Here is a 25124-nt window from a genome sequence, read left to right on the forward strand (position 1 = left end):
ACTTCACGAGCAGTGCCAAACGCCAACTGCGCGGCCTCGACGGCGAGGCGAAAACGCATCAAGTCGGCCCTGGAGCGGCTGGCCATCGACCCGTACGCACCCGGCATGGACGTGAAGAAGCTCAGTGGCCGCGAGGAGGAGTACCGGCTGCGGGTACTGGTCACAGTGATCGACGTCGGCCACCGCCGAAACGTCCACCGCTGAACCCTGTCTCGTCGGCCGGTGCGGAGGCGGAGGCCACGAAGAACGGCATGGCGATGAGAAGGCGGTCGGTCTCGGCGCGGCGGCGTTGCTCCGCGAGCCACGCGTCGGCCTGGTCACGGCCGACGGCGCCGCTGGCGCAGGCCGGTTCGGCGAGCCTGGTGAGCAGCGACAGCATCGCGGGGTCGGTGAACACGCTGGTGTGCACCTCGACGGTGACGTCGTCGAAGCCGCCGTCGAGCAGCAGGTTGCGGTACTGGCGGCCGGCGCGGGGCGCGCCCAGGAGGTCGGCGCGGGCGTGCACGATCGTACGGGTGAGCGCCGCGTCGTCCGAGTCGACCATGATGGCGTCCCAGTCCTGCCCGACCAGGACGATCCTGCCGCCCGGGCACAGGACGCGCCGCGCCTCCGCCACCGCGCGCCCCGGCTCCTGGAGCACGTGGAAGACCTTGTCGGCACGGTAGCCGCGCACGCTTCCGTCGGCGAACGGCAGTTCCTCCGCCCCCGCCTCGTGGAACTCGGCCGCCGACCAGCGTTCCCGGGCCGCGGCCAGCATCCACCGGTCGGGGTCCACGCCCACCGCGTGGACCCCGCGTTCGGCCAGCTCGGCGACGGCGCGTCCGGCGCCGCAGCCGACGTCCACGACGGTCGAGTCCGGGACGAGAGACAGCAGTTCGTAGGAGCGGGCCCGCAGCCGGGCGGCGCTCGGCATCCGGTCCGCCGCGTCGAGGAGTGCCAGCAGGGCCTCGGTGTCGCGGTGCTCTTCCACCGCTTCCTGGTTCTTGGACATGGACATCAGCCTGCGACTTAATGTCGGCATGAAGTCAAGCGACGACAGCGGCGCCGGCACGATGAGCATCGGCGTGCTCGCGGAACGGTTCGGCCTTGCCACGCACGTCCTGCGGCACTGGGAGTCGATGGGCCTGCTGCACCCCGGACGGGACACGGGCGGGCGCCGCCGCTACGGTGCGGACGACCTCACCCGCGTGGCGACGATCCTCATGCTGAAGGAGGCCGGCCTCGGCCTGGACGCCATCAGGAACCTGTCCGGCACCGTGGATCGCGACACCCGGCACGCGATCCTGCGCGCCGAGGCCGAGGAGCTGCGGTCGAGGATCGCCGCGGCCCGGGCCTCCCTGGAACTCATCGAGCGCGGCCTGGGCTGCGCGTACAAGGACGTCACCCAATGCCCGAACTACCAGCGGCTCATCACCGAGCGGGTCGGCTCCCACGTGCCGGCGCGAGGCGGGGAGCCGCCTGCTTCGCGGGACGACCGAGCAGACCCCGCCCGGGCCGGGCGAGCAGCGCACGGCTGTGACCGGCGACGGCCGGGAGTTCGCTGAGCGCCGCACTTCCTCGCAGGCGCGGACGCGGGGGCGTTCCGCGCTGTGCGCCCGCAGGTGTCTCAGGTCGGCGTGCCGCCGTTCAGCCGGTGGCGGGCGTACGTCTGCCATGCCTGCACCCGGGGTTCCCGTGCCCAGGGGGTCAGGGCCGTGTGGATGTCCCCGATGTACTCGCGTGCACGGTCGGACGTGACACCGGCCAGGATGTCGACCGCGCGGCGGGCGACGGCGATGCCCTGGTCGAGGTCCCTCGCCTGCAGGTGCGCGGTCGCCGTGACGGACAGCCGCAGCCCGACCGCCCTGGTGTGTCCGGACGGCATGGCGCACTGGGCGTCCCACCCGGCCGCGACGTGCGGCTTTCCGAGGTCCCGGTAGATCTCGACCGCGTCGCTCGCCATGCGGGCGGGGCCGAAGTAGGCGATGTACGTGGGACTCTCCCGGTCGCGCGCGGTGTCCAGGAGCCGTTCGCAGGTGGACAGCGCCCGCGCCGCCGACCGTTCGTCGCCGACGCGGGCGGCGGCACGCGCCTCGATCAGCCGGGCGAAGGCCAGCACCCGTGGTGCGGCGTCGTGGCCCGCTCGTTCGGCGGCGCCCTGGGCCATGTCGATGGCCTCGTTCGGGAAGCCGCGGCGCATGGTCTGCAGGGCCATGGTGGCCAGGACGTACGCGCCGAGCCCGGCGTTGCCGCCGGCCCGCGCCAGGCTCAGGGCCTGGACGAAGTGCCGCTGCGCGAGGGCGTGTTCGCCCGCGTCGAACGCCGCCCAGCCCGCGAGGCGGGACAGTTCGGCGGCGGCGGAGTACAGGCCGTCGGCGATCTGCTGGGTGGCCCGCCCGGCGAGGAGGGGCGCGGCGCGGTTGGTCAGGCAGTCCACGACCTGGCTGCTGCGCCAGGAACCGCCGCCGTAGCGGGCGTCCCACTGCCGGGCCTGTTCCGCCTGCTCCCACAACTCGGCGAGGTCCTGCTGCCCGACGCGCCGGCCGCCGCCGTCGGCCGGGGCGGCACTGGCGGGGTGGACCAGCCAGCGGGTGACCGGCAGGGTGTAGGCGGCGACGGCGAAGGCCCGTCCGAATGCGCGGCGGTGCATGTCTCTCCAGAAGGCGGACGCCACACGTCGGGCGTCGGCGGGATCACGGGGCAGCTCCAGCCCGCAGGTGCCGGCCGGGCCGGGTGCGGCCATGCCGATCTCGGCGATGTCGACCGCGCGGCCGAGCCGTTCCCCCAGCGCCTGGGCCAGCAGGGCCGGGACGGGCGGACGCGGGACCATCCCGTCGAGCCAGGTCCTGACGCTCGTGTGCTTGTAGGCGGTCGGGCGGCCGGCGCGTGCGGCGAGCTGGTTCACGCGGTGCGCCAGAGCCTTGTGGCTGGTGCCGGACGCGGTGATGAGCGTGGCCAGTGCCGTGTTGGGCGAACGGGTCACCGGGAGCCTCACCTCCTGTGGGAGTCACCGCCTCATCGCCGAGCGTAGGCCCGGACGGCAGGCGCGTCGGCCCCCTTGTGGGTTTTCGGCCCCCCTTGTGAGCCTCCCCGTGTGCCGAATCCGCCGGTGTACTGAGGTCCGTGCCCGGTTCGGGCGTCACCCGTGAGAGGGGGTGTCCTGTGGAGCGGCACAGCGGGCCGCGCGGGATTCGGGGCAGTACGCAGGACCTTCGACAGATCGAGCGGGCTTCCGCGCCCGAACGACGGGCGGAGCAGGTCCATGGCGGAGCCCCGGCGGGCAACGACCGCACGGGGCACCGTGACTTCCGCCCTGCCGATACGGCCGCCGCCGTCTACGCCGAGCGTTGCCGTTCGTCCCTGCTGAGCCCCCGGAGCGTCCACAGGCCGTACAGCGCCAGCAGCGGCTTCGCCACCAGCCATTCGCCGGGGCGGTAGTCGTCGGCGCGGACGAGCCTCCCCGCGAGGTCCGGGCGCTGTCGGCGCAGGTACGCGCGGGCCTTGAGCGCGTGGGCGGGCTGGGACGCGAAGGCGATGCGGTCGGCGTCCTCCAGCATCGGAATCACGTTCGTGACGTTCTCCCACGTCGTCCGGCTCCGGTCCTCCAGCGTCACCACGCCGTCGAACGCGAGCGACCTCGCGTACCGGGCCATCAGCTCGGCCTCCGGGGTACCGCCGCCGACCGCGCCGCCGCTGAGGACGAGCCGTGCGCCGCGCCCGTCGTCAGCGGCGATGGAGCGGATGCCCGCGCGGACCCGCCAGCGGTTGATGACGTTCGCCGTGGCTCCGGGATTGCGGTACCCCAGCACGACCACGACGTCGGCAGGCCCCTCGCCGCTCCCCACGAGCGTCCGGGACCACCGCCGGTTCAGCCACTCACCCCACGCCAGGACCGCGATCCCGGCCACTACCCACCGCGTCGTCCGCCGCATCGGGCAACCCTACGGCGCCGTCCGCCGGTCATGCGCCGTCGTCGCCCGGCCCCGCGACGGCGCCGATCAGCCGATGGGGCAGCGCGCCGGGAAAGCCCTCCGCGCGCGTCACCGGAGCGTAGAGCAGGCCGCGGGCGCCGTCCTTGCTCACGAGGACGTGCGCGGTGCCCATGCCGGGAGGCGGTGCCGTCCGCAGCCGGTCGGCGGTGCTCCCGGCCCATGCCTCGGCGACGGACCCCGGCGCGCCCTCGGCGCGCTCGACGACGACCAGGTCGGTCGTGTCGTCACCCGCACCGTCGGGCGTGACCGTGTGCGCCAGCCGGAAGCGGACCAGGCCGGGACGCCGGATGCCCGGGATCTCCCGGTCGATGCGGCTGATCATCTCGGCCCGGTGTTCCCGGATCCAGGCGAGGTGGGCTTCGTCGCTGGTCCACTGCGCGACACTGAGCAGCACCCGCCCGTCCGCGCTCGCGAAGCAACTGAGCCGCAGGAAGGCTTCGGGGCGGAGCCTGGCCGACAGCTCGTCCCACTCCTGGAGGAGTGCGCGGGCCGCCCGGTCCTGGCGGTCCGGCGTGTCCACGATCCATTCGCTGACCAGTGTGGTCCCGGCGTCGGGCCGGGCCAGGTCCGGGAGCTGATTCGACATCACACGGCTCTCCTGTCGTCGCTGCCTGCCCAGCATGGAACTTCAAGCGCGGTTGAAGTCAAGCGGACGGTTTCCCGGGCCGGGCAATTTTCCCGACATGCGACCCTCGGATGCGCGTGCTATCAGTTATTCATACGCTGTCCGATTCAGAACATAGGAGACCGGTATGTCGAACGCTGCTTTCGCCAAGCTTCTATGGCTGGAGGCGAAGAGAATCCAGGACCCGGACGGCGCGGACGAAATCATCATCAGCAGAGGTGACGGCGGAGTCTTCGAGAAAGTAAGAATGCGAGTGGGGGACGTGTACGAGTTCGACGAGCGGTTCGTGCCGTTCGTGAACCAGGAACCCATCGACATCATCCTGCATGAATGGAACGAGGCGAACGACCGCGCCAGTTTCATCGGCGGAGCGAAGATCATTCCCTCCGAGATCGGCCTCGGAGACCGGATCCAGGCGATCGGCGCGCTGTCCCTGTCCCTGTACGAGCTGACGTACCGGGTGCTCTGACGAGGCGGCCCGGGGAGGGCGCGCGGTCAGCGGTCGATCAGGCCGCGGGCTTCGAGTTCGTCCGCACACTCCTCCGGCACCGATATGTCCATCACGGTGAGCTGACCCTGCAGGCGTTCCTTCTCCTGCGTCTTCAACTCGTCGAAGCGGGCCTGCGCGATCCCGTCGGCGATCGCCTCGCACTCTGCGCTGTACGTTCCGCTCGGTTCCGGATTCCCGGCCGGGGATTCAGGTCCCCCCGAATAGGACCAGGCATTGAGTGCCCAGGTGACGGCCATTCCGGACAGGCACAGCCCCGCCCAGATCACGACGATCCGCCGGTTCCTCGTCCCGCTCAGAGCGCCTTCACCCGGCCCAGCCAATCGCCCACCCGACGATTCCAGTCGGTGCTGTCGAGATCGTGGTGCGCCGCGACGAAACGGCCGGCCGGCGGCTTCTCGTCCCAGTACCGGACGCCGTGGCCGGCGCGCCGCAGCAGGATCTCGCAGCCGACCGCGTTGGTGAGGAAGACGAGTTCGAGGTCCGTGCCGGCCCCGTCCGTCGTACGGTCCCGCAGGTCGAGCAGTTGGTAGAAGTCGTACGGCTGGTCGACGTCCGGGATCCACTCCTCCACCAGACGCCCCGCCTCGCAGGTGTATCCGTGGCCGGCGAAGGCGTCGAGGATCGCCTCGTGGAGCGGCAGGGGCGAGACGTGCAGCAGGTCCTCGTCCGAACCGGCCCTCGGCACGCTGTCGTCCACGCCGGTCCGCAGTTCCAGGACGATCCCCAGGGCGCGCCCCGCCACCTCGGTGAACGGAGTCGCCCACGGCAGCCGGACCGTGAACGGCACGACGGCCTCCTCGCCCTTCGGGATCGTGAAGGGGCCGTCGGCGTGGGCGCGGTTGATCTCGTCCTCCCCGGCCTCCACACCGGGGGCGGCGGGCCATGACGCGAGCACGTCGAAGGTGAACCCCTGGATCTCCGTGCCGGACCGTCCGCCCCGGACGACCACCTGGCCGGGCACCGTGTCCCCGGGACGGACGACCCCGGCGAGCACCTGGGTGTCGACATCCACCGGGCCGCCGCCGGACCGCGCGCGCATTCGAGTGAACATCCCCGGAGCATACGGCCGGCCACGCGCCGGCCGTCTCACCCGGCCTGGGCCGGCCGGCGCTCGGCGAGCAGCCGCTTGCGGTGCCGCCGGCGGCGGACGGCGGTGACGATGACGACGGTGACGCAGACGCCGACCCCGAGGACCGGGAGGAGAAGGGCCAGGACCAGCCCGATCCCGAACGCGAACAGGCCCTCGGTCTCCCCGAAGGCGTACCGGGACAGCGCGTCGGACGAGCAGGTGATCGTGTAGTCCCCGGCCTGGGACACGTCGATGGTGTAGAGGAGGTCCCAGGTCTCGTCGCGGGTGAACCACACGTCGGTGCCCGGGTCGGTGAGGACGGGGTCGCCCGGCCCGGTGATGTCGCACTCCGGACCGGGTGACTGGCCGGGGTACTTGACCCAGAGCGCCCGGTCGCTCTCCGGTTCGAGACGTACGGTGGCGGTCTCGCCGTTGGCGAATCGCCTGTCGGTGTCCACCGCGTCGCGCACGCTGATGAACCGGTACACGCCGATGGCCACGCCCAGCACGATCAGCACGAGGGCGATGCCGGCCGCTATGGCGTACCAGTAGCGGCGGGGCCGGAGTTCGTTCGCCGGTATCCGCGGCGACGGGATGAGCTGCACCGCCACACCGTAAGCGGCACCCTCCTCGCCCCCGCAGGCAGGCCCTCCTTCCCCCGCACACCACGGCGTCCGCATGAGCGCGGCGGCCGTGGCGGCGCACTTCTTCCCGGCGGCGGGCGCCGCGTGCGCGCTCGTACCGGGCGCCGTCGTCCGGGGCGTCACATCGCTCATTAGAGTGTCATGAACGCGTCGAGGTTCGGGGGCCGGAACGGCCGGGCAGTGCGATCACGTGATGTGGCGCCCGAAAACGGGATCCATCCCCACATCACCCCATCGGCCCCAGTCCTGGAGACGTGATGACGCCTGCCTTCCCGGCCGTCGGCGAGACCGCCGCCGCCACCCCCGACTTCGTCAGCCTGACCAACTCCCTGTGCGACGCCCAGACGCTGCTCAGCGCACTGGAACTGGACCTGTTCACGGCGCTGCGTTCCTCCGGCCCCGCCGACGCGGAGACCGTGCGCTCCGCCCTCGGTCTGCGCGGCCGTGGCGTGTCGGACTGGCTCGACCTGCTGGTCCTGAACGGCGTGCTGCTGCGCGACGGGGACAAGTACCGCAACACCCCGGCCGCGGACCAGTACCTCGTGCGCGGCGCCGACTCCTACATCGGGGACGTGGTACGCCTCCGGCTGTTCCCCGCGCTCACCCACCTCACCGACTCGCTGCGCACCGGCGCACCGTACGGCGGCGAGGAGTTCATGAGCATGGTCGCGGGCCTCGACGTGCTGCGGCAGTTCGCGAACCAGATGGACCACATGACGGACTCCCTGATGCCCCACCTCGTGGCGGCGTTCGACGGCTGGGGCCGGTACGGGTCGGTCCTCGACATCGGCGGCTGCCGAGGCAGCGTCGTCGCCGGCATCCTGGCCGCCCACCCGCACCTGGAGGGCCACGTCTTCGACCTGCCGATGATGGCGCCGTACCTCGACGAGAAGAGAGCGGAGCGCGGCCTCGACGGCAGACTGACCTTCCACCCGGGCGACTTCCTCACCGACGACCTGCCACCGGCCGACATCGCGATCATCGGCCACGCGCTGGTCAACTGGGACCCCGGCAGGCAACGCGCCCTCGTGCGCAAGGCGTACGACAGCGTCAGGCCCGGCGGCGTGTTCCTGGTCTACGACCGGATGCTCGGCGACGCGCCCGGCAGCACGGCCGACCAGAGCCTGAAGGTCTCGCTCTCCATGCTGGTGATGACGCAGGGCGGCCGCGCGTACACGACGGACGAACTGCGGGAGTACGCCACCGGCGCCGGGTTCGACACCGTCACGTTCCGGCCGCTCGGGGAGCACGACACCCTCGCCGTCTGCCACAAGCCCGCCTAGCTTCCCGCCCCGAACAGGCCCCGGGGGAACGGGGACCGGCCGGCGCCCGGCGCATCAGCCGACCGGCCGGCCCCCGCCCCGTGCCATGATGCCCGCAAGCGATCTCACGGAAGGTAGCACCATGGGCGCACACAGCAAGCCCGAGCCGGATCTGAGCCAGGGCACCCCGCCTCCCGGGAACAGCGACAGCCGGGTGGAGACGCCGTCCACCGGGAACGGCACGCACAAGAAGGACGACGGCAAGAAGGACGAGAAGTAGCCCCGGAGGCAGCGAGAGACATGGCAGTGTCGCCGGAACACGAAGCTCTGCGGGCCGGGTTGGACGCCGCCATGGAGGCGGCGGGCGAGTGGCCCGCGCGGTCCCCGTGGATCCGGCGCGCTGCGGCCCGGCTGCCCCGTGAACTCTTCGCCCCGGACCGGCTGTGGGCCTGGGACGGCGACGCCTACGCGGCCGTCGAGCGCGCCGCCGACCCGCGTGGGTGGGCGGCCCGGGTCTACGCCGGTCCCGGTTCGGCGGCCCTGACGCGGATCGTCGGCGGTCTGCCCGGCTCCAGCATGAGCGCGCCCGCCGTCGTGGCGGACATGCTGGACGCCCTCCGCCTCGACCCGGGGCACCGCGTGCTCGAACTCGGCACGGGCACCGGGTGGAACGCGGCGCTGCTGGCATACCGGGCCGGTGCCGGGCGGGTGGTCAGCGTCGAGGTCGATCCCGAACTCGCCGCCACCGCCCGGGAACGGCTCGCGGCCGCCCCCTGCCCGGACGTGACGGTCGTGGTCGCCGACGGCGCCGCCGGCTGCCCCGGCCGCGGCCCGTACGACCGGCTGATCGCCACCTACGCGGTGGACACGATCCCGTGGGCGTGGGTGGAGCAGACCCGCCCCGGGGGCCGGATCGTCACACCATGGGGCCGTATGGGACACGTCGCCCTCACGGTCGCCGACGACGGCCGTTCCGCGTCCGGACGGGTCCGCGGCCTGAGCACGTTCATGCCCGCCCGCGACCGTCTCCCGGCCACCGGGCTCGCCTGGAACCGTGTCCGTGGTACGGATCCGGCGCGGCTGACCAGGCCGTTCGCCCGGGACACGGAGCCGTTGCGCGACGACCCGCATCTGCTGTTCGCCCTCCGCGTCGCTCTGCCGGACGTACAGGTCTTCACCCGGTCGGGCGGCCGGGCGGTCACCGTGGGGCTGCACGACGGGCGCTCCTCATGGGCCGTGCTCGACGGTGGGAGCGGGACCGCCTTCGTCGGCGGCCCGAGGGACCTCGACGAAGAACTCACCCACGCCTGGGACCACTGGACCCGCCACGACGAACCCGCGTTCCACGACTTCGGCATGACCGTGACGCCGCACCGCCAGTACGTGTGGCGCGGCGACACCGGCAACGGGCCGTACCACCCGGCCGCCGATGCCCGGCGGGACACGGGTTCAGTCGCTGTCACCGCGCACGACGGCGGCGTACCGTTCGCCCAGCTTGACGCGCAGTGAACGGAGCTGCTGAGCGGCCACGGCCGCGATGCCCGACGACGCGGGCTGCTGCGCGCTCGTGATCCACCACTGCGCGGCGGGACGGCCGCCCTCCGCCTCCGCCCGGATCAGGGTGTCGATCACCGTCACGTGGTGCGCGAACGCCTGCGCCCACTCCTGTTCGTCCGGCCGGAGGAAAGGAGAACGCCGCAGGAGCAGGAGGTTGACCCGCGTCAGCTCGCCCGTCCCGGCCGCCTGACCTCGGCGGGTCACGGACGTGCGCTGCGTCTCCTCCAGGTCGGACAGCGCCTCCCACACCTCCCCCAGCGCCTTCACCCGCTCGGCTCGGAAGTCGGCCCGCGCTTCCCTGGCATGGGCGCGCTGCCACTGCCACACCCCGGCCGCCGTGGCCAACCCGGTGCCCAGGAAGGTGAGAAGCCCGACCAGTACCGTGTCCGAGACCATGCCGCGAGGCTATTGAAGGCACGGCCCGCCGTACACCACCCGCGCCACCCGCCCGCCGCTCAGGGGTGGCCGATGAGCCACACCACCTCGACGACGACCGCGCGGTCCAGCACCCGGTACATGATCGACACCCGCGCCGCGGGCAGGACCCACCGGCGCAGTGCCTCCGGACCGCTCCCCTCGTACGGCTCGCCGACCTCCCTCGGCCGGCGGGCCAGCGTCTCCTGGGCGCCGTGGACGGCCCGCCGCTGCGCGGGCGTGAGCGTACCGAGGCCGCGCTGCGCGTCGCCGCTCAGGCTGACCTTGTACCTCACCGCTCCTGCTCCCCGTCCGCGCCGGGCGGGGTACGGGGTTCGTACGCATCGTCGTACTGCGCCCACACCACATCGGCCGGCACCGCGTCCGGGTCCGGCCCGTCGCCGAGGCGGTCCAGCGCGGCCCTGATCCGCGGATGGGTCCGCATCACCCACACCGCGCGCCACGCGGACACGGTCCGCGCGCGCTGCTCGGGTCCCGCCGCGCGGGCGAGTTCGGCGCGCATGCGGGCCACCTCGTCCGGCCACGGGGCGAGCGCGACGGCCAACTCGTCCTCGGTCCGCGGCCCCTCGCCGGGCTCGATCCGGTACGGCGACCGCGTCGGCGGCCACTGCCCAGCCTCCACACTCAACTCCTCGCTCACGAGGCCACAGGCACGTGTCACCCCGGACACGCTACGGACACTCTCCCCCACCGCACGAGGCGCGGAAGAGTGACGTCGTCGCGCGCGCACCACCGGGGGCGCGCACCACCCGCCGTACGCCCCCTGGGGCTCAGTTCTTGACGGCTTCGGCGATCCGCTGGGCGGCCTCGGCGGGGGTGAGGTGTGTGATGTCGACGACCTCGGCCTCGGCGTGCAGCCAGGTACGGGCGGCCTCGGCGTACGGTTCGAGGTACTTGAGGCGGAACCAGGACGGGCCGAGAACGGTGTCGCCCTCGATGCGGCGGCGGAGGGTTTCCTGATCCGCGTGGAGGACGAAGTGCCGTACAGGGATGCCGTGCTGATCGAGTCCCGCACTGATCTCGCGCCAGTACGCCTCGACCAGGACGGTCATCGGCATCACGAGGGTGCCGCCGGTGTAGTCGAGGACGCGGCGGGCGGTCTCGACCACGAGTGGCCGCCACGGCGGCCAGTGCTGGAAGTTGTCCGTCCCGGGCAGCCCCGGCTTGATGTCCATCAGGGTCTCGCCGACCTTCTCGGCGTCGAACACCCGTGAATCTGGCAGCAGTTGCTGCACGAGCGCGCTGGTCGTCGTCTTGCCGGCGCCATGCGTCCCGTTGAGCCATACGATCATGCGGCTCACGCTAGCGCCGCCCCGGCCGGGGGACGCATGGGCAGGGCGCCCCGCATGCGGTGTGGCCGCTCGCGGGACGCCCGTGCGCCTGGGTTCAGGCATTACGCCACGCCTGTGCCCTGCCGGCAGTTCACGTAGTTGTCGCCGTAGTACTCGCAGACGGTGATGTAGACGTAGTACCCGTCCGCGAAGAAGTTCCCGGAGGCCGCGGCGCAGTCGCCGTTGTTGGACGGGTCGCGGAGTTCCCGGTCGATGGCGTAGCCGCTGGGCGACGTCCCGACGAACGTGGCGATGATGCCACGGCCGTCCGACGTGTTGTCGCACACGGTGTACTTCTCGTACGACGGGTATCCCGCCAGGTCGGCGTCGAAGAACGTCGCGCCGCTCCCGCTCAGGGTGTAGACCCAGCCGGAGTTCTTCGGCGGCACCGCCGCGTTCGCCTGCCCTCCCATACCGAACACGACCGCCGCCACCGCAGCCGCCATGAACCCGAACCGCCGCAACCATCGCATCGGCGATCTCCTTCCAGATCCGACCGAGTCAGGGACACGCACACCTCGCGAGTGACGACCGGAAGAACAATCCCATTGGCTGACGGGAAAGATGAGTGAACGTCTGTCGTCTCGTGGGGCGGGAGTGACAGTAGCAGGGGAACGGACGTGCGACGAGGGCGTGCGTACGGCCAACTCTTTTTGCGGGCGGGAAGATTGAGACGTCCCGTTCGACGTTGCTCCCCCTGCGTCCCGAATGCTTCGAGGGTCCGCAACCGGCCGCTACGGCGGCGAAAGAACCACGCCCGGGGTACGGTCCGGCGGGAGGTGCGGGATGAGCTTTCGGCTGGCGGCGTACGCCGTGTGTGTCGAGGACGGGCGCGTGCTGCTCGTCCGCCATGTGTCACCGGAGGGTGTGAGCACCTGGTCGCTGCCGGGCGGCGGGGTCGAGCACGGGGAGGACCCGTTCGACGCGGTGATCCGGGAGGTCGCCGAGGAGACCGGCTGCACGGCGGTCGTCGAACGCCTGCTGGGCGTGGACTCCCGCCTGATCCCCGCCGACATCGCGCGAGCGGGGGTCTTGCACCAGAACGTCGGCGTGTTCTACCGGGTGCGCGTCACCGGCGGCCCACTGCGCCCCGAACCGGGCGACGACGTGACCGAGTCGGTCTGGACCCCGATCCCCGACCTGACCGGCCTGCGGAGGTCATCACTGGTGGACAACGGCCTCGCACTGGCACGGACCCTCCCCCCGACCGGCCACATCACCCCCACCCCGGTGGGCGGCCTGCTCCAGCACTGACAGCGCGGCCTGCGGCCGGGTCAGGCGGCGGTGTGCCAGTCGAACCAGTCGAAGTCGGCCGGTGTCCGTGTGCCCGAGAGGTCCTGGGCGCACAGGCCGATGAACGCGCCCGTGAAGCGTGAGCCCGTGCCGTAGTCGTCGGACAGGCGTGTCGCGTCCAGGACGGGGCCGATCCGCCGCCACGCGTCCGGTTCCGGTGCCGCGTCCAGGCGCAGTTCCGGTCCGTCGATGCGGGCGCGCAGCAGGATGCGGGGCCAGTCGCCGCACGGCAGTACGGTGTCGGCCGGTTCGTCGTACGTGCCCGCGTCGTTGGTCACCAGGCCGATGACGCGGCCCATGTCCTCGTCGTGCGTGACGCGCAGGTAGTAGTACGTGGACGCGTCGTACCAGGCGATCAGGCCCGCGGACTGCGCGTAGCGGCGCGGCGCGAACTCCAGGCACGTCGTCGCCGTCACCCGGCGGTGGGTGACGCGGCGCGCCACGAGGCTCTGGTCGAACAGCGAGTGCTGGCTCTGCCGCCCGTACAGCCGCAGGAATCCCGGGCGTGCCGTGAGGCTCGCCCACGTCTCGTCGGCCGGTACGCGCGGTGTCGACCACTCCGGGGAGAGGGTGGCGCCGTCGAAGTCGTCGCGGGGCGGTTCGGCGGGCCACGGGTGGGGTGCGGTGCCGCTGGGCGCGGGGACGCGCGTGGACGGGGTCGCGGTGCCGTCCGCGAGGCGCAGCCAGCCGTCGTCGGTCCAGGTGACGGGCTGGAGGCACGTCTCGCGTCCCGTGATGCAGCGCGGCTGCCCGTCGGGTCCCCGTTCGGGGCGGGACGCGAGGTGGGCGAGGTACCACTGGCCGTCGGCGGTGGTGACGAGTTCACCGTGGCCCGCCTTCTGGAGCGGCAGTCCGGGGTCGTGGCGGGAGGTGAGGACGGCGTCGGCCGGGTCGAACGCGTACGGTCCGGTGATCGTGCGGGAACGCGCCATCGAGATGCCGTGGTCCCAGCCCGTGCCGCCCTCGGCGAGCATGAGGTAGTACCAGCCGTCGCGCCGGTAGAGGTTCGGTCCCTCGATGAGGCGTTCCCTGCGGGCGATGGTGGTGACCGGCCCGGTCATGGCGCGTGCGGCGGCGTCGTACTCCTGGAGCACGATGCCGCCGAAGCGCGGACGTCCCGGCCGGTGGTCCCACTCGACGTTCACGAGCCAGTGCCGGCCGTCGTCGTCGTGGAAGAGGGAGGCGTCGAAGCCCGACGAGTTGAGGAAGACGGGGTCGCTCCAGGGGCCGCCGATGTCCTCGGCGGTCGTGAGGTAGTTGTCGACGTCCTTGTAGGCGGTGCCGCTGTGCCGGACGATGCTGTACACGAGCCAGAAGCGGCCGTCGTGGTGCGTGAGGGACGGTGCCCAGACGCCGCCCGAGTCCTGGACGCCGCGCAGGTCGAGGAGCCGCCGCTCGGTCAGGGCGCCGCCGAGGGGCCGCCAGTGGACGAGGTCCTTCGAGTGGTGCAGGCCGACGCCGGGGAACCACTGGAAGGTGCTGGTCGCCAGGTAGTGGTCGTCGCCGACGCGGACGATGGACGGGTCGGGCCGGAAGCCCGGCAGCACGGGGTTGTCGATCATCGGCGCGTCGTCCCGCATGGGTCGCCCTCCCGTGGCGGCGGTGGTCTCAGACGTCGCGGCGCCGGATCACCAGCACCGCCAGTGTGATCATCACCAACGGCCAGATCCCGTACACCGCCCACGAGGGGCCGATCTCCGCACGGAAGAACCCGGGCGGCGTCTCGAAGCGCGGCCACGTGTCGACCAGCCGTCCCCAGGCGGGGAACACCATCGCGTGGTGCACCGCGGCCGTCCACCGCCGGTCGGTGGCGAAGAACGTCGGCAGCATCAGCAGTGCCACGGCCACCGTCACCATGGTGGTGCCGCTGTGCCGGATCAGGACGCCCGCGCCGAGGCCGATGAGCGCGCACACGGGCGCCACCAGCACGCACGCGGCGTACGCGCGGGCCGCGCCGGCGTCCGTGAGGGACGGCACGTCGATCTCCGCGCCGAGGACCGCCCGGGCCACCAGGTAGGAGACGGTCGAGGCGACCAGGCCGACGACCGTCCACACGGCCGTCACGACGACCGCCTTCGCCAGCAGCACGGAGCCGCGCGCCGGTACGGCCACCGTCGTCGTGCGGATCATGCCGCTGCCGTACTCGCTGACGACGGCGACCGCCCCGGCCGCCGCGGCGACGAGCATCAGCGTCATGAAGCCGGCGCGGGAGAAGGCGTCCATCAGCATCGCGGCGGGCGGCGCGTCCGGCGGCAGTTCGCCCCGGTCGCCGAACGACTCGACGGCGGCGGCGCCGATGACGAACGCCGTGACGAGGCCGAGGAGCCAGGGCGTCGAGCGCAGCGACCTGAGCTTGATCCACTCGGCGGCGACCAGGTCGGTGAAGCGGGCGGGCGGGGGGTTCATCGGGGGTCTCCTGCCGTGTACTCGACGCTGTCACCGGTCAGTTCCATGAACGCCTCCTCCAGGGAGGCGGTGCGCGTGATCAGTTCGTGGACGGGGATGCGGTGGTCGGCGGCCAGGGCGGCGACCCGTTCCGCGTCCAGGCCGGTGACCGTCAGCCGGTCGCCGCCGGGCGCGTCCTCCGGTGCGACGGCCGCTCCGGCGGCGGTCAGCACGGCCGTCAGCTCGGCGGCCCTCGGCGTGCCGACGACCACGCCCGTACGACGGCCGCCGCGCGCAGCGAAGTCCGCCACCGACTCGGCCGCGATCAGCCGGCCCCGCCCGATGACGACCAGCCGGTCGGCCGTGTTCGCCATCTCCGACATGAGGTGGCTGGACAGGAACACCGTGCGGCCCTCCGCCGCCAGCCGCCGGAACAGGCGCCGCACCCACAGCACGCCCTCCGGGTCCATCCCGTTGACCGGCTCGTCGAACATCAGCACCGGCGGGTCGCCGAGCAGCGCGGTCGCGATGCCGAGCCGCTGCTTCATGCCGAGCGAGAAGCCGCCGACGCGGCGTCCCGCAGCGTCCGTGAGGCCGACCTCGGCCAGCACCTCGTCCACACGGCGCGCGGGCAGGCCGTTGCTCCGTGCGAGGGCGGCGAGGTGCGCGCGGGCGGAACGGCCGCCGTGCACCTGGCCCGCGTCCAGGAGGGCGCCGGCGTGCCGCAGGCCGCGCGGGTGGCTTCGGAACGAGACGCCGCCGACGGTGGCGGTCCCGGCGTCCGGGCGCTCCAGGCCGAGGATCATGCGCAGCGTCGTCGTCTTGCCCGCGCCGTTCGGGCCGAGGAACCCGGTGACCTGCCCGGGGACGACGGTGAACGACAGGTCGTCGACGACGTTCCTGCCGCCGTGGCGCTTGGTGAGTGCCGTGACTTCGATCATGCGTCCCACCCTCGCCGCGCGGCCCGCGCCCGCGCATCGGCCGGCGGACGGTACCGCCCGCGCGGTGGTGGCCCGGGGATGTACATCCCCGGGCCGATGAGGGCGGCGGCGGTGCCCGGTTAGGGTCGGCCCGTGAACGACAGGGCGAACGCGGCACTCCGGACCACCGGTTCGGTGCTGCTGTACGCCCTCGCGCTCGGCCTGCTGCTCGGCGGCACGCCGCAGGCGCCGGGCACCTTCCACGCGGCGGGCGCGCTGCTGGCGGCGGGCCTGCTCGCCCGGGTGGCGCGCCGCAGCCCCGCGGTCGCGCTCGTGGTGACGGTGCTCGGCGCGCTCGTCGTCGTCTACGCCCACAACGACCGGCACGCGACGCGGCTGTGGACGTTCGCTGCGCCGGACGTCGCGCTCGGGGTGCTCGCCGCCCGTACGTCGCGGGGCCGCTGGTTCGCCTCCGCCGCCCTGACGTTCACCACGCAGGCCGTGGCCATCGCCGGGCAGGGCAGCAGTCAACTGGCCGGCTACATCGTCGTCGCGCTGCTCGCGATCGTCACCGCCAGCGTGATCGGGCTCCTCGGCCGCGAGCGCCGCGAGCACGCGACCGCGCTGCGCGAACAGGAGGTCGCCGAGGCCGTCACCGCCGAACGCCTGCGGATCGCCCGCGAGTTGCACGACATGGTGGCGCACAGCATCGGCATCATCGCGATCCAGGCCGGGGTGGGCAGCCGCGTCATCGACACGCAGCCGGCCGAGGCGCGCGCGGCGCTGCGGGCCGTGGAGGAGACCAGCAGGGAGACCCTCGCGGGGCTGCGCCGCACGCTCGTCGCGCTGCGGGAGGCCGAGCCCGGTCCCGCCGCCGTGCCGCTCGGCCCGGCGCCGGGGCTCGACGACCTGGAGCGGCTCGCCACCGCCACGGCGGACGCGGGCGTGACCGTGGACCTGCGGTGGGGCGGACGGCGGCGACCGCTGCCGCCGGACCTGGAGCTGTCGGCGTACCGCATCGTGCAGGAGGCCGTCACCAATGTCGTGCGGCACGCGCGCACCGGGCGCTGCCGCGTGCGTGTCGAGTACGGCGAGGAGGAGGTGTCCGTGGAGGTCGTGGACGACGGGCGGGGCATGCGGGACGGCGGCGCGGCGGGCGGGGGTTTCGGGCTCACCGGCATGCGGGAGCGCGTCGCCCTGCTGCACGGCCGGTTCGAGGCGGGGCCGCGCCCCGGCGGCGGCTTCCGGGTCGCCGCCGCGCTTCCCGTCCCGGCGGAGGCGGACCGGTGAGCGTGCGCGTGGTCCTGGCGGACGACCAGCCGCTGGTGCGGTCCGGGCTGCGCGTCCTCATCGCGGACACGCCGGACCTGGCGGTCGTCGGCGAGGCCGGCACGGGTGCTGAGGCCGTGCGGCTGGTGCGGGAGTGCGCACCGGACGTCGTCGTGATGGACATCAGGATGCCCGGCATGGACGGCATCGAGGCGACGCGGCTCATCACCTCGGGGCGCGAGGGCACGCGGGTGCTGATGCTGACGACGTTCGACGAGGACGAGCACGTGTACGGCGCGCTGCGGGCCGGGGCCAGCGGGTTCGCCGTGAAGGACATGGGTCTTGACGACCTGCTGGCCGCGATCCGTGTGGTGGCGGCGGGCGACGCGCTGATCGCGCCGAGCGTGACGCGCCGCCTCATCGCGGACTTCGTGCGCAGGCCCGAGGCCGCGCCCGGCCCGGCGCCCCGCGCGGTCCCGCACCTCACCGAGCGGGAGCGGGAGGTCCTCACCCTCGTGGGCCTCGGCCGTTCCAACGCCGAGATCGCGCGGGAGCTGGTCATCTCGGTCGCGACGGCGAAGTCCCACGTGGCGCGGCTGTTCTCGAAGCTGGACGCCCGGGACCGCGTACACCTCGTGATCATCGCCTACGAGTTGCGCCTCGTCGCACCGCCGCGTTGAACCTCTTGCGCATCGGAGGCATGACGAAGGTCGAGGCGGGCAGCAGACCATCGGTGGATGCCCGGGCGGCGGGGATCTCCGTACGGTCCACGGCATGATCGTGAACCGACGGCGCCCCGCCGCCCTCACCGCGCTCCTGGCCCTCGCCCTGCCGCTGCTGCCCGCCGCCGACGCCTTGGCCGCGCCCGCCGCCCCCACCGCCGTGGAGACCGCCGACACCGGTGCCGTACGGCTCGAACTGCCCGCGCCCACCGGCCCGTACGCCGTGGGCCGCGACACCCTCCACCTGACGGACACCGACCGCACCGACCCCTGGGTGCCGTCCGCCGGCGCCCGCGAGCTGATGGTGTCCCTGTACTACCCGGCACATGCGCGGACCGGCTCCGCCGCCGCCTACATGACCACCGGCGAGGCCGAAGCGCTGCTGGAGAGCCAGGGCCTCGCCGGCGCCGTCCCGGCCGAGACGGTCGCGTCGACGGAGCTGACGGCACGGGACGGCGCCCGCCCGGCCGGCGGCCGTCATCCGCTGGTCGTCCTCTCCCCCGGCTTCTCCCTGCAGCGCGGCACGCTGACGCTGCTCGCCGAGGACCTGGCGAGCCGCGGCTACGTCGTGGCCGCCGTGGACCACGCGTACGAGTCGGTCGGCACGCTCTTCCCCGGCGGCCGGATGCTGACGTGCGTGGCGTGCGTCCGTGTCGAGGAGGGCGAGGACGAGGCCCCGGAGGGCGGCCGGAACCCGGTGCTCACCGCCGTGGCGGAGGGCCGGGCGGCCGACGTGTCGTTCGTCGTCGACGAGCTGACGCGGCGCGGCGGACGGTGGGCGCGGCTCATCGACGCCGACCGGATCGGGATGGCGGGCCACTCCATCGGGGGTGACGCGGCGGCGGCGACGATGGCTGCCGACCCGCGCGTCGTGGCGGGCGTGAACCTGGACGGGACGTTCTTCGCGCCCATGCCGGCCGGCGGCCTCGACGGCCGGCCGTTCCTCATGATGGGGACGGAGAACCTGCACGTCCCGGGCGGGGACGACGACACGTGGGACACCGCGTGGGACCGTCTCGACGGCTGGCGGCGGTGGCTGACCGTCGCGGACGCCGGGCACTTCTCCTTCATCGACGTGCCGGTGCTCGGCGCGCAACTGGGCATCACCGACCCCGAGTTCCCGCTGCCCGGCGACCGGTCGGGGGAGATCACCCGCGACTACACGGGCGCGTTCTTCGACCTGCACCTGCGGGGCGTACGGCAACCGCTGCTCGACGGGCCGACGGAAGGCAATCCCGAAGTCTCCTTCCACGCCCCGTGACCGCCGACGGTTCCGTCCCAACTTCGCCTGCGGCCAGTGCGATTGACGGAGCACGGCACTACCATGGCCCGTGATCCGCACAACGGCGAAGGGGGATTCGGGTGGGGACGTCCGGCGGGGACCCGGAGATCGGACTGGCGGCCGCGCTCGGCGCGATCCGCCGCGAACTGGGGCAGGCGATGGCCGCAGCGGAGGCCGAGGCGGGGCCGGTACGGCTCGCCGTGTCCTCCCTCGAACTCGAACTCCAGACGACCCTCACTCGCACCGGCGACCTGGACGGCGGCATCCGCGTCCATGTGATCTCGGCGGGCTCCCGGCGCTCCGAGAGCCGCAGCGACGTCCAGGTGCTGCGGCTCCAGCTCGACGCCCGCACCGCGGCCGGCGGCCCGGTCGCGACGAACGACACGCTGTCCCGCCCGCCGCGGTGAGGCGGGCGGGCCGCCCGCACGCCCCGGACGCGCGGCGCGTCGCCCGCGTCCTGGTACGGCTGCCGGACGGCGAGAACGGCGAGGAGCGGTACGACTTCGCCAGCGGCTACCTCATCGCCGACCGCCTGATCCTCACAGCCGCCCACGTCCTCGAAGCGGGGTCACCGGCGATCATCGCCGACCTCGGCGCCGACGGCGACTGGCGGCCGGTGACCGAACGGTGGTCGGACACGCGGATCGACCTGGCACTGCTGGAACTCGACCGGCCGCCCGCCCACCCCGTGCCGCCCGTCCACATCGGCTCGGTGCTCCGCCGGGCGGGCGCGCCGGTGACGGCCCTCGCCCTCGGCCACCCCCGCCACACCACGTTCCCCGGCGATCTGCGCGGCAGAGTCGAGGCCCGGTGCGTGATCCACCCCGGCGACACCGGCGACCCCGGCACCCTGCGCGCCACCCTCGACCGGTCCCCCGAGCCCGCCGCGCCCGGCGAGAGCCCGTGGAAGGGGATGTCGGGGGCGGCCCTCGTGACCGAGCGGTCCGGCCTGCTGGTCGCCGTCTTCCGCGGCCACCTCACGGCGGCGGGGACCGGCACGCAGGAGATCACCATGCTGGACGAGGTCGAGGACGAGGACTGGCGCGCGGCCCTGCGCGACCACGGCATCGACCCGCGACCGCGCCCGGCGTTCCCCGACGACTGGAACGTCGCGGGCAGGGAACTGCGCCCGCACCACGACCACATGGCGTCCATCCCGCCCGCCCTGTGCCGCATCGACGATCACCTCCCCTTCGTCGATCCGGGCGACGGCCCGGCCTCGCCCCGGGGCCTGCTCGAACGCCTCGCCGCGGTGGCGCGTGACCCGGCGCTGCCCGCCGGGGTGGTCATCACGGGCGCCGCCGGCGCCGGCAAGACGCGGCTGTGCCTGGAGACGGCCGCGCTCGCGGACCGCGAGGGCTGGCTGGTCCTGCACCTGACGGCGTCGCTGCCGCTGGACAGTGTGTGGGAGAGCGTGCGCGACCTGGCCGACCGCGTGCTCCTGGTCGCCGAGGACGCCGACCTCGTCGCCGAACCGCCCGAGGACCTGGAGCGGTTGTGCCAGCGGGCGGCCGGCGACGGCGTGGCCTGCGCCATCCTGACGACGGCGCGGGACAACCGCGTCAGTGACGTCAGGAAGCTCCCGACGCACGCCAACACCGACCTGGGGACGGTGTTCGAACCGGTCGCGGCCCGTGCGGACGCGGCCTACCGGATGGCCATCAGCCGCGCGATGGTACGGAAGTTGGCCCCCGAGGCCGTCAAACAGCAGGACGAGCAGTTCGTCGTGGGGATGTGCGAGGGGCCGCCGGCCGTCAGCCAGCTCCTGGCGCGCTACTACAACGGGGAGGCCGCGGCGCATCGCGTCCTGACCCGCGCACCGCGACCGCGCGACGGCGCCCTCGGCACCTGGCCGCCGAACCTGCTGAAGGACGCCGGGCTCGTCGCGGTGGCCGCGCTCCGCCCGCCGGACCCCGTGACCGCGGCCGTCGCCCGGATCGTGGCCGTCGCCCCGTGCCCGGTGCCCGCGGCCCTCAACCGTGTCGCCGAGGCGTACGCGGGATCGGACGACGACCCCGGGGCGGCCGGCGGCATCGTGCTCCAACGCCTGAGCGAACTGGGCCTGCTCTACGCCGTGGACGACATGCTGCAGCCGGGCCACGACCTGTACGCCGACCACATGCTGGCCCAGTGCGTCCTGGCCGCCGGAAGCCGCGACGTGCACCCCCGGGGGCTCGACGCCGTGCTCGACGCCGGCCTGGCCGGCAGAGACGCCCTGACCCGGGTCGCCGTCGCGGTGAACCGGCTGGCCGAGGCCCTCGCCGACGACGGCGACAGGCTGAACCGGAAGGTCGACGCGTGGGCCGCGCGCAACCTCGACGGGCTGACCGGGCTGATCGTGGGCGACGTCGACGGCGCCGTACTGCGGGCGCTGCTCCCGCTCGGATCGTGGCGGCCGGTACTGCGCGACTCGCTCGCCGCGGCATGGCTGGAACGGCACGGCGGCCGGAGGGTGGCGCGTGACACCGTCGTGGCCGTCGCGACCCGCCTGCCGGACGTGGGGCAGCCGTACCTCGTCGCATGGCTCGACCGCTACCCCGTGGAACGGACCGCCGCACGGGCCTACGGCCGCGCCGCCCTGCCCCACGACGCGCCGCCGGACGACCAGACCACCGAGAACGCCCTGACCTGGCTCACCCACTACGGGACGGAACCCGTCGCGTCGCACGTGCTGCAGCGGCTGCTCCAGGCCGGGAAGGGAATCGGCCTCCCCCACGGCGACCCCCGCGTCCCGGGGGTCGTCGCCAAGGCGGTGCACTGGCTCACGCTGCACGGTGACAAGCGCAGTGCGCTGTTCGTCGCCGGACCGCTCGTCGAACGGCCCGAGTTCAGGGGGCCGCGGCTGCTGCACACGGCGAAGTTCCTACTGGGCGCGGTCGCGGAAGAAGACCGCGACGACGCGAGAACCGCAACCGTCCCACTCCCGAGCCAAGAGCGGCGGACGGACACGAGGAAGCACCCCGACGATGCGAGCTTCGCGTTCGTCTCACTCCTGAGCCGGCAGCGGCTGTACGGCGATCTGGCCGAACACCACAAGGACGCCGTACAGGCAGCGCTGCGCTGGGTCGAGGAGGCCCAGCAGCGCGAGCGACCGGTCACGGCGCACGTGCTCAAGGAACTCATCAGCCCGAACCTGCCCAGCCGGGACGCGCTGCCGCGTGCCGTCCAGGCCGCGTGGAACTGGGTGCGGGCGATGCGTGCGACGGAACGGACGAGGAACTGCCTCGAACTCGGCCTGGTACTGCCCGCACTGCTGCGGAACGCGCGGAAGTCCACGGGCCGCAACAACGCGGCCTTCACCCCCGAGGAACAGGCCGAACTCGCGACGTACGCCGTGGCGTGGCTGGCCGCCGGGGACCCGCGCCACCGCCGGCGCGGTGAGATCGACGTCCTCGGGACGCTCCTGTACACCCGCCTCATCGACGACGACCACGACGTCCTGCACCGGCACGCGGACCGGGCGCTGACCCTGGTGGAGAACACGCCGTCCGCCACGCTGGCACGGTCCCTCCTCCCGCCCCTGCTGCACAAGAGGAACCTCGACGCCGGCACGCGCGACCGGCTGCTGACCGCGACGTTCACCGCACTGGACGAGCGGCCCACCGACGAGCACACCGCCTACCCGCTCACCTCGCTCCTCCAGCGCGTCGACCTCACGGCCGCCGAGCGGGAGCGGGCCATGGCCGCCGCGCTGCGCTGGCTCGACGCCCACCCCCTCACGTCCGCCGCGTTCCGCCTCCTGACCAGCGCGTTCACCGCGGCGGGCACGACGGCGGAGGACCGGGGACGGATCGCGGCGCGCGCGGCCCACACCCTGTCGCCGCGCTACCTCGCGCCCCGCTCGGGAGGCCCGTTCCTGACGGACATCCTGCTGGACCGGCGCGCGGAGATCCCGGCGGAGTGGAACCGCTACGTCGCCCGTGCCTGCGACCTGCTGCACGAAACGGACCTCCCCGTCACCGCGTTCACCGCCCTTCTGACCATGCTGAAGGGCACCGACCGTCTCGATCCGCTGGCACGGGACCGGCTGCACGCGACCTGCGCGGACTGGTGCGAGCGGCACCCGCGTTCCAACCGCACCCCGGCGCTGCTCACGCGGCTGCTGGGTGACCGCGCCCTGGCCGCGGGGACACGCCGCCGCGCCACCGTCGCGGGCCGCCGGAAGCTGCGGCCCGGCAGTGAACGCGTTCAGCATCACGGCCCGCTGCTCGTGGCGCTGCTGCGGGACGGCGACCTGGTGGCCGGCGAGGAGGTCGAGCACGTGCTGAACGCCTCACTCGACTGGCTGGCCGTGCGCTCGCAGAAGGACCCCGCCATCCTTCCGCTCCTCCAGCAGGTCGCGCACCGGCTGGGACAGCAGGCGCACGGCGAGCCCCGTACGCGCGCGGCGCGGCGGGCACTCGACATCATGGACGAGCGGCTGCGGCGCCATCTCCTCGGTGGCGGGGCGGAGCCCGACGCCGTCGAGGCGCTGCGCGAACGTCTCACGGCCCTGTCCGACGAGGACGGTCCGGGCGCGCGGCACTGACGGCCCGCCGCACGCCGGTCAGGCGCAGCGGAAGTGCGCCCCGGCCCGTGTGACGTCCCCCTCGGCCCACGCCGCGGCGGGGACGGTGAACGACACCTCCCCGGCGTCGCCCCAGCCCCAGCCGAGGTCCGGGTCCTCCGCGAGCTGGAGGAGGTGGACGGCGGGGCCGCCGGCGTCGCGCGGCGTGACCGGGAGGGTGTGCGAGGCGTCGGGCCAGCCGAGGGCGAGGTGTTCGCCGGCGGTGTTGCCGTCCGACGCGCCCATGAGGTCGCCGATCAGGTACGGGACGCGCCAGCGGCCGTCCCGGCCGAGCGGGGCGCCGTCCTCGTCGTGGTCGAGCGGGACCTCGCCGTCCGCCAGGTCGAAGGGGTCGGGCAGCATGACGGCGCGGGACGCGTGGACGGGCGTGCCGGGGTACTGCCGCGCGCGCGGGGGCACGGCCCTCTCCACGGCGGACGCCCGGTCGGCGGCGATGACGCGGCAGGCGCGCGGGTCGCTCACGTCGAGCCGGGAGTACTCCGCGTAGGGGGCGTCGGGGTCGAGGAGGAAGAAGTTCAGCAGCGCCCCGCGGACGGGCAGGTCGCGGCCGAGCGCGGCGGCGAGCGCCCCGGTGTCGAGCACGGCGTGGAGCGACAGCGGGAACCCGCCGGACTCCGGCCAGGCGGCGCCCGGTTCGAGGAGGGCGCCGCCGCCGAACCGGCACCGGCCGGTGGCCCGCGCGTCCCCGCCGGCGGCGGTCAGCCGGAACCCGTCGCGCGCCAGGGCGGCGTACGCCTCCCCCGCGCCTCGGCCGAGCCGTTCCGCGCAGATCCGGCGCATGACGGCCGGGTCGTCGAACCTCATGCGGGGATCATCCCAACCGGCGGCGCCCGGGTCAGCCGCGGGGCGGTATCGGGGCCTTCCGGTGGCGGCCCCACGCGACGAAGAGCGCGAGCGCGGCGAGCACGACGTCGAACCCGGTGTCCGCCCCCTCGCCCCGCGCGACGTGGAAGACGATCGCCGACGCCATCTGCGCGACGACGCCGAGCGCCGCCAGGACGGCCAGCCCGGGCCGGACGCGGGTGAGCGAGGGCAGCAGGACGCCGAACCCGCCGAGGATGTCGAGCACCGCGGTGGCGTGGAGCAGGTCCGGCAGCTCGCCAGCCCACGCGAACGCCTCCGCGACCTGCTCGACGGGCGTGACCAGCTTCCACAGGCCACCGCCGACCAGGGTCAGCGCCAGTAGTCCCTGCGCGCTCCAGAGGCCGATGCCGAGGCCTCCGGGGGAACGTCCGGCCCGTGATCGCCGAAGAGTCTCCATGTCGTCCTTCCTCCTGCCGG

At 73.6% G+C, this 25124-nt stretch carries 29 protein-coding genes; 12 read left to right on the forward strand and 17 right to left on the reverse strand.

Annotated features, from left to right (window positions below; genetic code table 11):
• Positions 1 to 12: 12 nt before the first annotated feature.
• Positions 13 to 204 carry a type II toxin-antitoxin system RelE/ParE family toxin gene (locus tag EMA09_RS07715; protein WP_168220661.1) on the forward strand — a complete coding sequence of 64 codons (192 nt, stop codon included), beginning with the start codon at positions 13 to 15 and terminating at the stop codon, positions 202 to 204.
• Here the strand turns inward: EMA09_RS07715 and EMA09_RS07720 are convergent.
• Positions 161 to 991, reverse strand: coding sequence for a methyltransferase domain-containing protein (locus tag EMA09_RS07720; RefSeq protein ID WP_129840163.1), 831 nt, complete (start codon positions 989 to 991; stop codon positions 161 to 163). The genes EMA09_RS07715 and EMA09_RS07720 overlap by 44 nt on opposite strands.
• 28 nt (positions 992 to 1019) lie before the next feature.
• Between EMA09_RS07720 and EMA09_RS07725 the strand changes: the two genes are divergently transcribed.
• Positions 1020 to 1544, forward strand: coding sequence for a MerR family transcriptional regulator (locus EMA09_RS07725; RefSeq protein WP_129840165.1), 525 nt, complete (start codon positions 1020 to 1022; stop codon positions 1542 to 1544).
• Between the two features lie 62 nt (positions 1545 to 1606).
• On the opposite strand, the gene EMA09_RS07730 is transcribed toward EMA09_RS07725, so the two are convergent.
• From EMA09_RS07730 to EMA09_RS07740, 3 genes are all read right to left on the reverse strand, one after another.
• Entirely contained in the window at positions 1607 to 2962 is a 1356-nt protein-coding gene (locus tag EMA09_RS07730; protein ID WP_129840167.1) for a sporulation protein, read from the reverse strand.
• Between the two features lie 352 nt (positions 2963 to 3314).
• Entirely contained in the window at positions 3315 to 3911 is a 597-nt protein-coding gene (locus EMA09_RS07735; RefSeq protein ID WP_129840169.1) for a YdcF family protein, read from the reverse strand.
• Positions 3912 to 3939: 28 nt separating this feature from the next.
• Positions 3940 to 4557, reverse strand: coding sequence for an antibiotic biosynthesis monooxygenase (locus tag EMA09_RS07740; protein WP_240796289.1), 618 nt, complete (start codon positions 4555 to 4557; stop codon positions 3940 to 3942).
• 166 nt (positions 4558 to 4723) lie between these two features.
• Between EMA09_RS07740 and EMA09_RS07745 the strand changes: the two genes are divergently transcribed.
• Positions 4724 to 5065 carry a hypothetical protein gene (locus tag EMA09_RS07745; RefSeq protein ID WP_129840173.1) on the forward strand — a complete coding sequence of 114 codons (342 nt, stop codon included), beginning with the start codon at positions 4724 to 4726 and terminating at the stop codon, positions 5063 to 5065.
• Positions 5066 to 5091: 26 nt separating this feature from the next.
• Here EMA09_RS07745 and EMA09_RS07750 read toward each other — a convergent pair whose 3' ends face one another.
• The 3 genes from EMA09_RS07750 to EMA09_RS07760 are packed head-to-tail and all read right to left on the reverse strand — an operon-like array spanning position 5092 to position 6781.
• Entirely contained in the window at positions 5092 to 5373 is a 282-nt protein-coding gene (locus tag EMA09_RS07750; RefSeq protein ID WP_129840175.1) for a hypothetical protein, read from the reverse strand.
• 26 nt (positions 5374 to 5399) lie between these two features.
• Positions 5400 to 6158, reverse strand: a complete 759-nt coding sequence (locus tag EMA09_RS07755; RefSeq protein WP_129840177.1) for a sporulation protein — start codon at positions 6156 to 6158, stop codon at positions 5400 to 5402.
• Between the two features lie 35 nt (positions 6159 to 6193).
• The gene (locus EMA09_RS07760) at positions 6194 to 6781 is read right to left on the reverse strand and encodes a hypothetical protein (RefSeq protein WP_129840179.1); all 588 of its coding nucleotides are present in this window, start codon (positions 6779 to 6781) and stop codon (positions 6194 to 6196) included.
• A gap of 296 nt (positions 6782 to 7077) precedes the next feature.
• Here EMA09_RS07760 and EMA09_RS07765 point away from each other — a divergent pair, with 296 nt between their 5' ends.
• The 3 genes from EMA09_RS07765 to EMA09_RS07770 all read left to right on the forward strand — a co-directional run bounded on the left by EMA09_RS07765 (position 7078) and on the right by EMA09_RS07770 (position 9591).
• Positions 7078 to 8103 carry a methyltransferase gene (locus EMA09_RS07765; RefSeq protein ID WP_129840181.1) on the forward strand — a complete coding sequence of 342 codons (1026 nt, stop codon included), beginning with the start codon at positions 7078 to 7080 and terminating at the stop codon, positions 8101 to 8103.
• 121 nt (positions 8104 to 8224) lie between these two features.
• Positions 8225 to 8362, forward strand: coding sequence for a hypothetical protein (locus EMA09_RS28235; RefSeq protein ID WP_168220662.1), 138 nt, complete (start codon positions 8225 to 8227; stop codon positions 8360 to 8362).
• Between the two features lie 20 nt (positions 8363 to 8382).
• Entirely contained in the window at positions 8383 to 9591 is a 1209-nt protein-coding gene (locus tag EMA09_RS07770; RefSeq protein ID WP_240796290.1) for a methyltransferase domain-containing protein, read from the forward strand.
• On the opposite strand, the gene EMA09_RS07775 is transcribed toward EMA09_RS07770, so the two are convergent.
• The 5 genes from EMA09_RS07775 to EMA09_RS07795 form a co-directional block, all read right to left on the reverse strand.
• Complete coding sequence (locus EMA09_RS07775; RefSeq protein WP_129840183.1) at positions 9532 to 10035, reverse strand: hypothetical protein; 504 nt, start codon at positions 10033 to 10035, stop codon at positions 9532 to 9534. The two genes, EMA09_RS07770 and EMA09_RS07775, sit on opposite strands and share 60 nt — an antisense overlap.
• A gap of 59 nt (positions 10036 to 10094) precedes the next feature.
• Positions 10095 to 10349 (reverse strand): hypothetical protein, encoded by a 255-nt coding sequence (locus EMA09_RS07780; protein WP_129840185.1) that lies wholly within the window; start codon positions 10347 to 10349, stop codon positions 10095 to 10097.
• Positions 10346 to 10735 (reverse strand): hypothetical protein, encoded by a 390-nt coding sequence (locus EMA09_RS07785; protein ID WP_129840186.1) that lies wholly within the window; start codon positions 10733 to 10735, stop codon positions 10346 to 10348. Before EMA09_RS07785 ends, EMA09_RS07780 begins: the two co-directional genes overlap by 4 nt.
• Before the next feature lie 109 nt (positions 10736 to 10844).
• Positions 10845 to 11366 (reverse strand): AAA family ATPase, encoded by a 522-nt coding sequence (locus tag EMA09_RS07790; RefSeq protein WP_129840188.1) that lies wholly within the window; start codon positions 11364 to 11366, stop codon positions 10845 to 10847.
• Positions 11367 to 11467: 101 nt separating this feature from the next.
• Entirely contained in the window at positions 11468 to 11878 is a 411-nt protein-coding gene (locus EMA09_RS07795; RefSeq protein WP_129840190.1) for a hypothetical protein, read from the reverse strand.
• A gap of 313 nt (positions 11879 to 12191) precedes the next feature.
• On the opposite strand from EMA09_RS07795, the gene EMA09_RS07800 reads away from it, so the two are divergent.
• Positions 12192 to 12659 carry an NUDIX hydrolase gene (locus EMA09_RS07800; RefSeq protein ID WP_129840192.1) on the forward strand — a complete coding sequence of 156 codons (468 nt, stop codon included), beginning with the start codon at positions 12192 to 12194 and terminating at the stop codon, positions 12657 to 12659.
• A gap of 20 nt (positions 12660 to 12679) precedes the next feature.
• On the opposite strand, the gene EMA09_RS07805 is transcribed toward EMA09_RS07800, so the two are convergent.
• The 3 genes from EMA09_RS07805 to EMA09_RS07815 are packed head-to-tail and all read right to left on the reverse strand — an operon-like array spanning position 12680 to position 16024.
• Positions 12680 to 14278, reverse strand: coding sequence for a glycoside hydrolase family 43 protein (locus EMA09_RS07805; RefSeq protein ID WP_240796291.1), 1599 nt, complete (start codon positions 14276 to 14278; stop codon positions 12680 to 12682).
• Between the two features lie 28 nt (positions 14279 to 14306).
• Positions 14307 to 15104 carry an ABC transporter permease gene (locus tag EMA09_RS07810; RefSeq protein WP_129840194.1) on the reverse strand — a complete coding sequence of 266 codons (798 nt, stop codon included), beginning with the start codon at positions 15102 to 15104 and terminating at the stop codon, positions 14307 to 14309.
• On the reverse strand, positions 15101 to 16024 hold the full coding sequence (locus tag EMA09_RS07815) for an ATP-binding cassette domain-containing protein (protein ID WP_129840196.1): 924 nt from the start codon (positions 16022 to 16024) through the stop codon (positions 15101 to 15103). The genes EMA09_RS07810 and EMA09_RS07815 overlap by 4 nt, the downstream gene beginning before the upstream one ends.
• Before the next feature lie 132 nt (positions 16025 to 16156).
• On the opposite strand from EMA09_RS07815, the gene EMA09_RS07820 reads away from it, so the two are divergent.
• From EMA09_RS07820 to EMA09_RS07840, 5 genes are all read left to right on the forward strand, one after another.
• Entirely contained in the window at positions 16157 to 17293 is a 1137-nt protein-coding gene (locus tag EMA09_RS07820; RefSeq protein ID WP_129840198.1) for a histidine kinase, read from the forward strand.
• A complete protein-coding gene (locus tag EMA09_RS07825) occupies positions 17290 to 17952 on the forward strand; it encodes a response regulator transcription factor (protein ID WP_129840200.1) in 663 nt (220 codons plus the stop codon). The genes EMA09_RS07820 and EMA09_RS07825 overlap by 4 nt, the downstream gene beginning before the upstream one ends.
• Positions 17953 to 18046: 94 nt before the next feature.
• The gene (locus EMA09_RS07830) at positions 18047 to 19255 is read left to right on the forward strand and encodes an alpha/beta hydrolase (protein WP_129840202.1); all 1209 of its coding nucleotides are present in this window, start codon (positions 18047 to 18049) and stop codon (positions 19253 to 19255) included.
• A 101-nt stretch (positions 19256 to 19356) separates the two neighbouring features.
• Positions 19357 to 19683, forward strand: coding sequence for a trypco2 family protein (locus EMA09_RS07835; protein WP_240796292.1), 327 nt, complete (start codon positions 19357 to 19359; stop codon positions 19681 to 19683).
• Positions 19680 to 23804: a serine protease gene (locus EMA09_RS07840; RefSeq protein ID WP_129840204.1), complete on the forward strand. Its 4125-nt coding sequence runs from the start codon at positions 19680 to 19682 to the stop codon at positions 23802 to 23804. The genes EMA09_RS07835 and EMA09_RS07840 overlap by 4 nt, the downstream gene beginning before the upstream one ends.
• 18 nt (positions 23805 to 23822) lie before the next feature.
• Here the strand turns inward: EMA09_RS07840 and EMA09_RS07845 are convergent, their stop codons facing one another.
• Both EMA09_RS07845 and EMA09_RS07850 read right to left on the reverse strand, forming a co-directional pair.
• Positions 23823 to 24647, reverse strand: a complete 825-nt coding sequence (locus EMA09_RS07845) for a DUF1963 domain-containing protein (protein WP_129840206.1) — start codon at positions 24645 to 24647, stop codon at positions 23823 to 23825.
• Positions 24648 to 24678: 31 nt separating this feature from the next.
• The gene (locus EMA09_RS07850; protein ID WP_129840208.1) at positions 24679 to 25104 is read right to left on the reverse strand and encodes a DoxX family protein; all 426 of its coding nucleotides are present in this window, start codon (positions 25102 to 25104) and stop codon (positions 24679 to 24681) included.
• Between the last annotated feature and the right edge of the window lie 20 nt (positions 25105 to 25124).

Origin of the sequence: Streptomyces sp. RFCAC02, from assembly GCF_004193175.1 — a bacterium.
Lineage (GTDB): Bacteria > Actinomycetota > Actinomycetes > Streptomycetales > Streptomycetaceae > Streptomyces.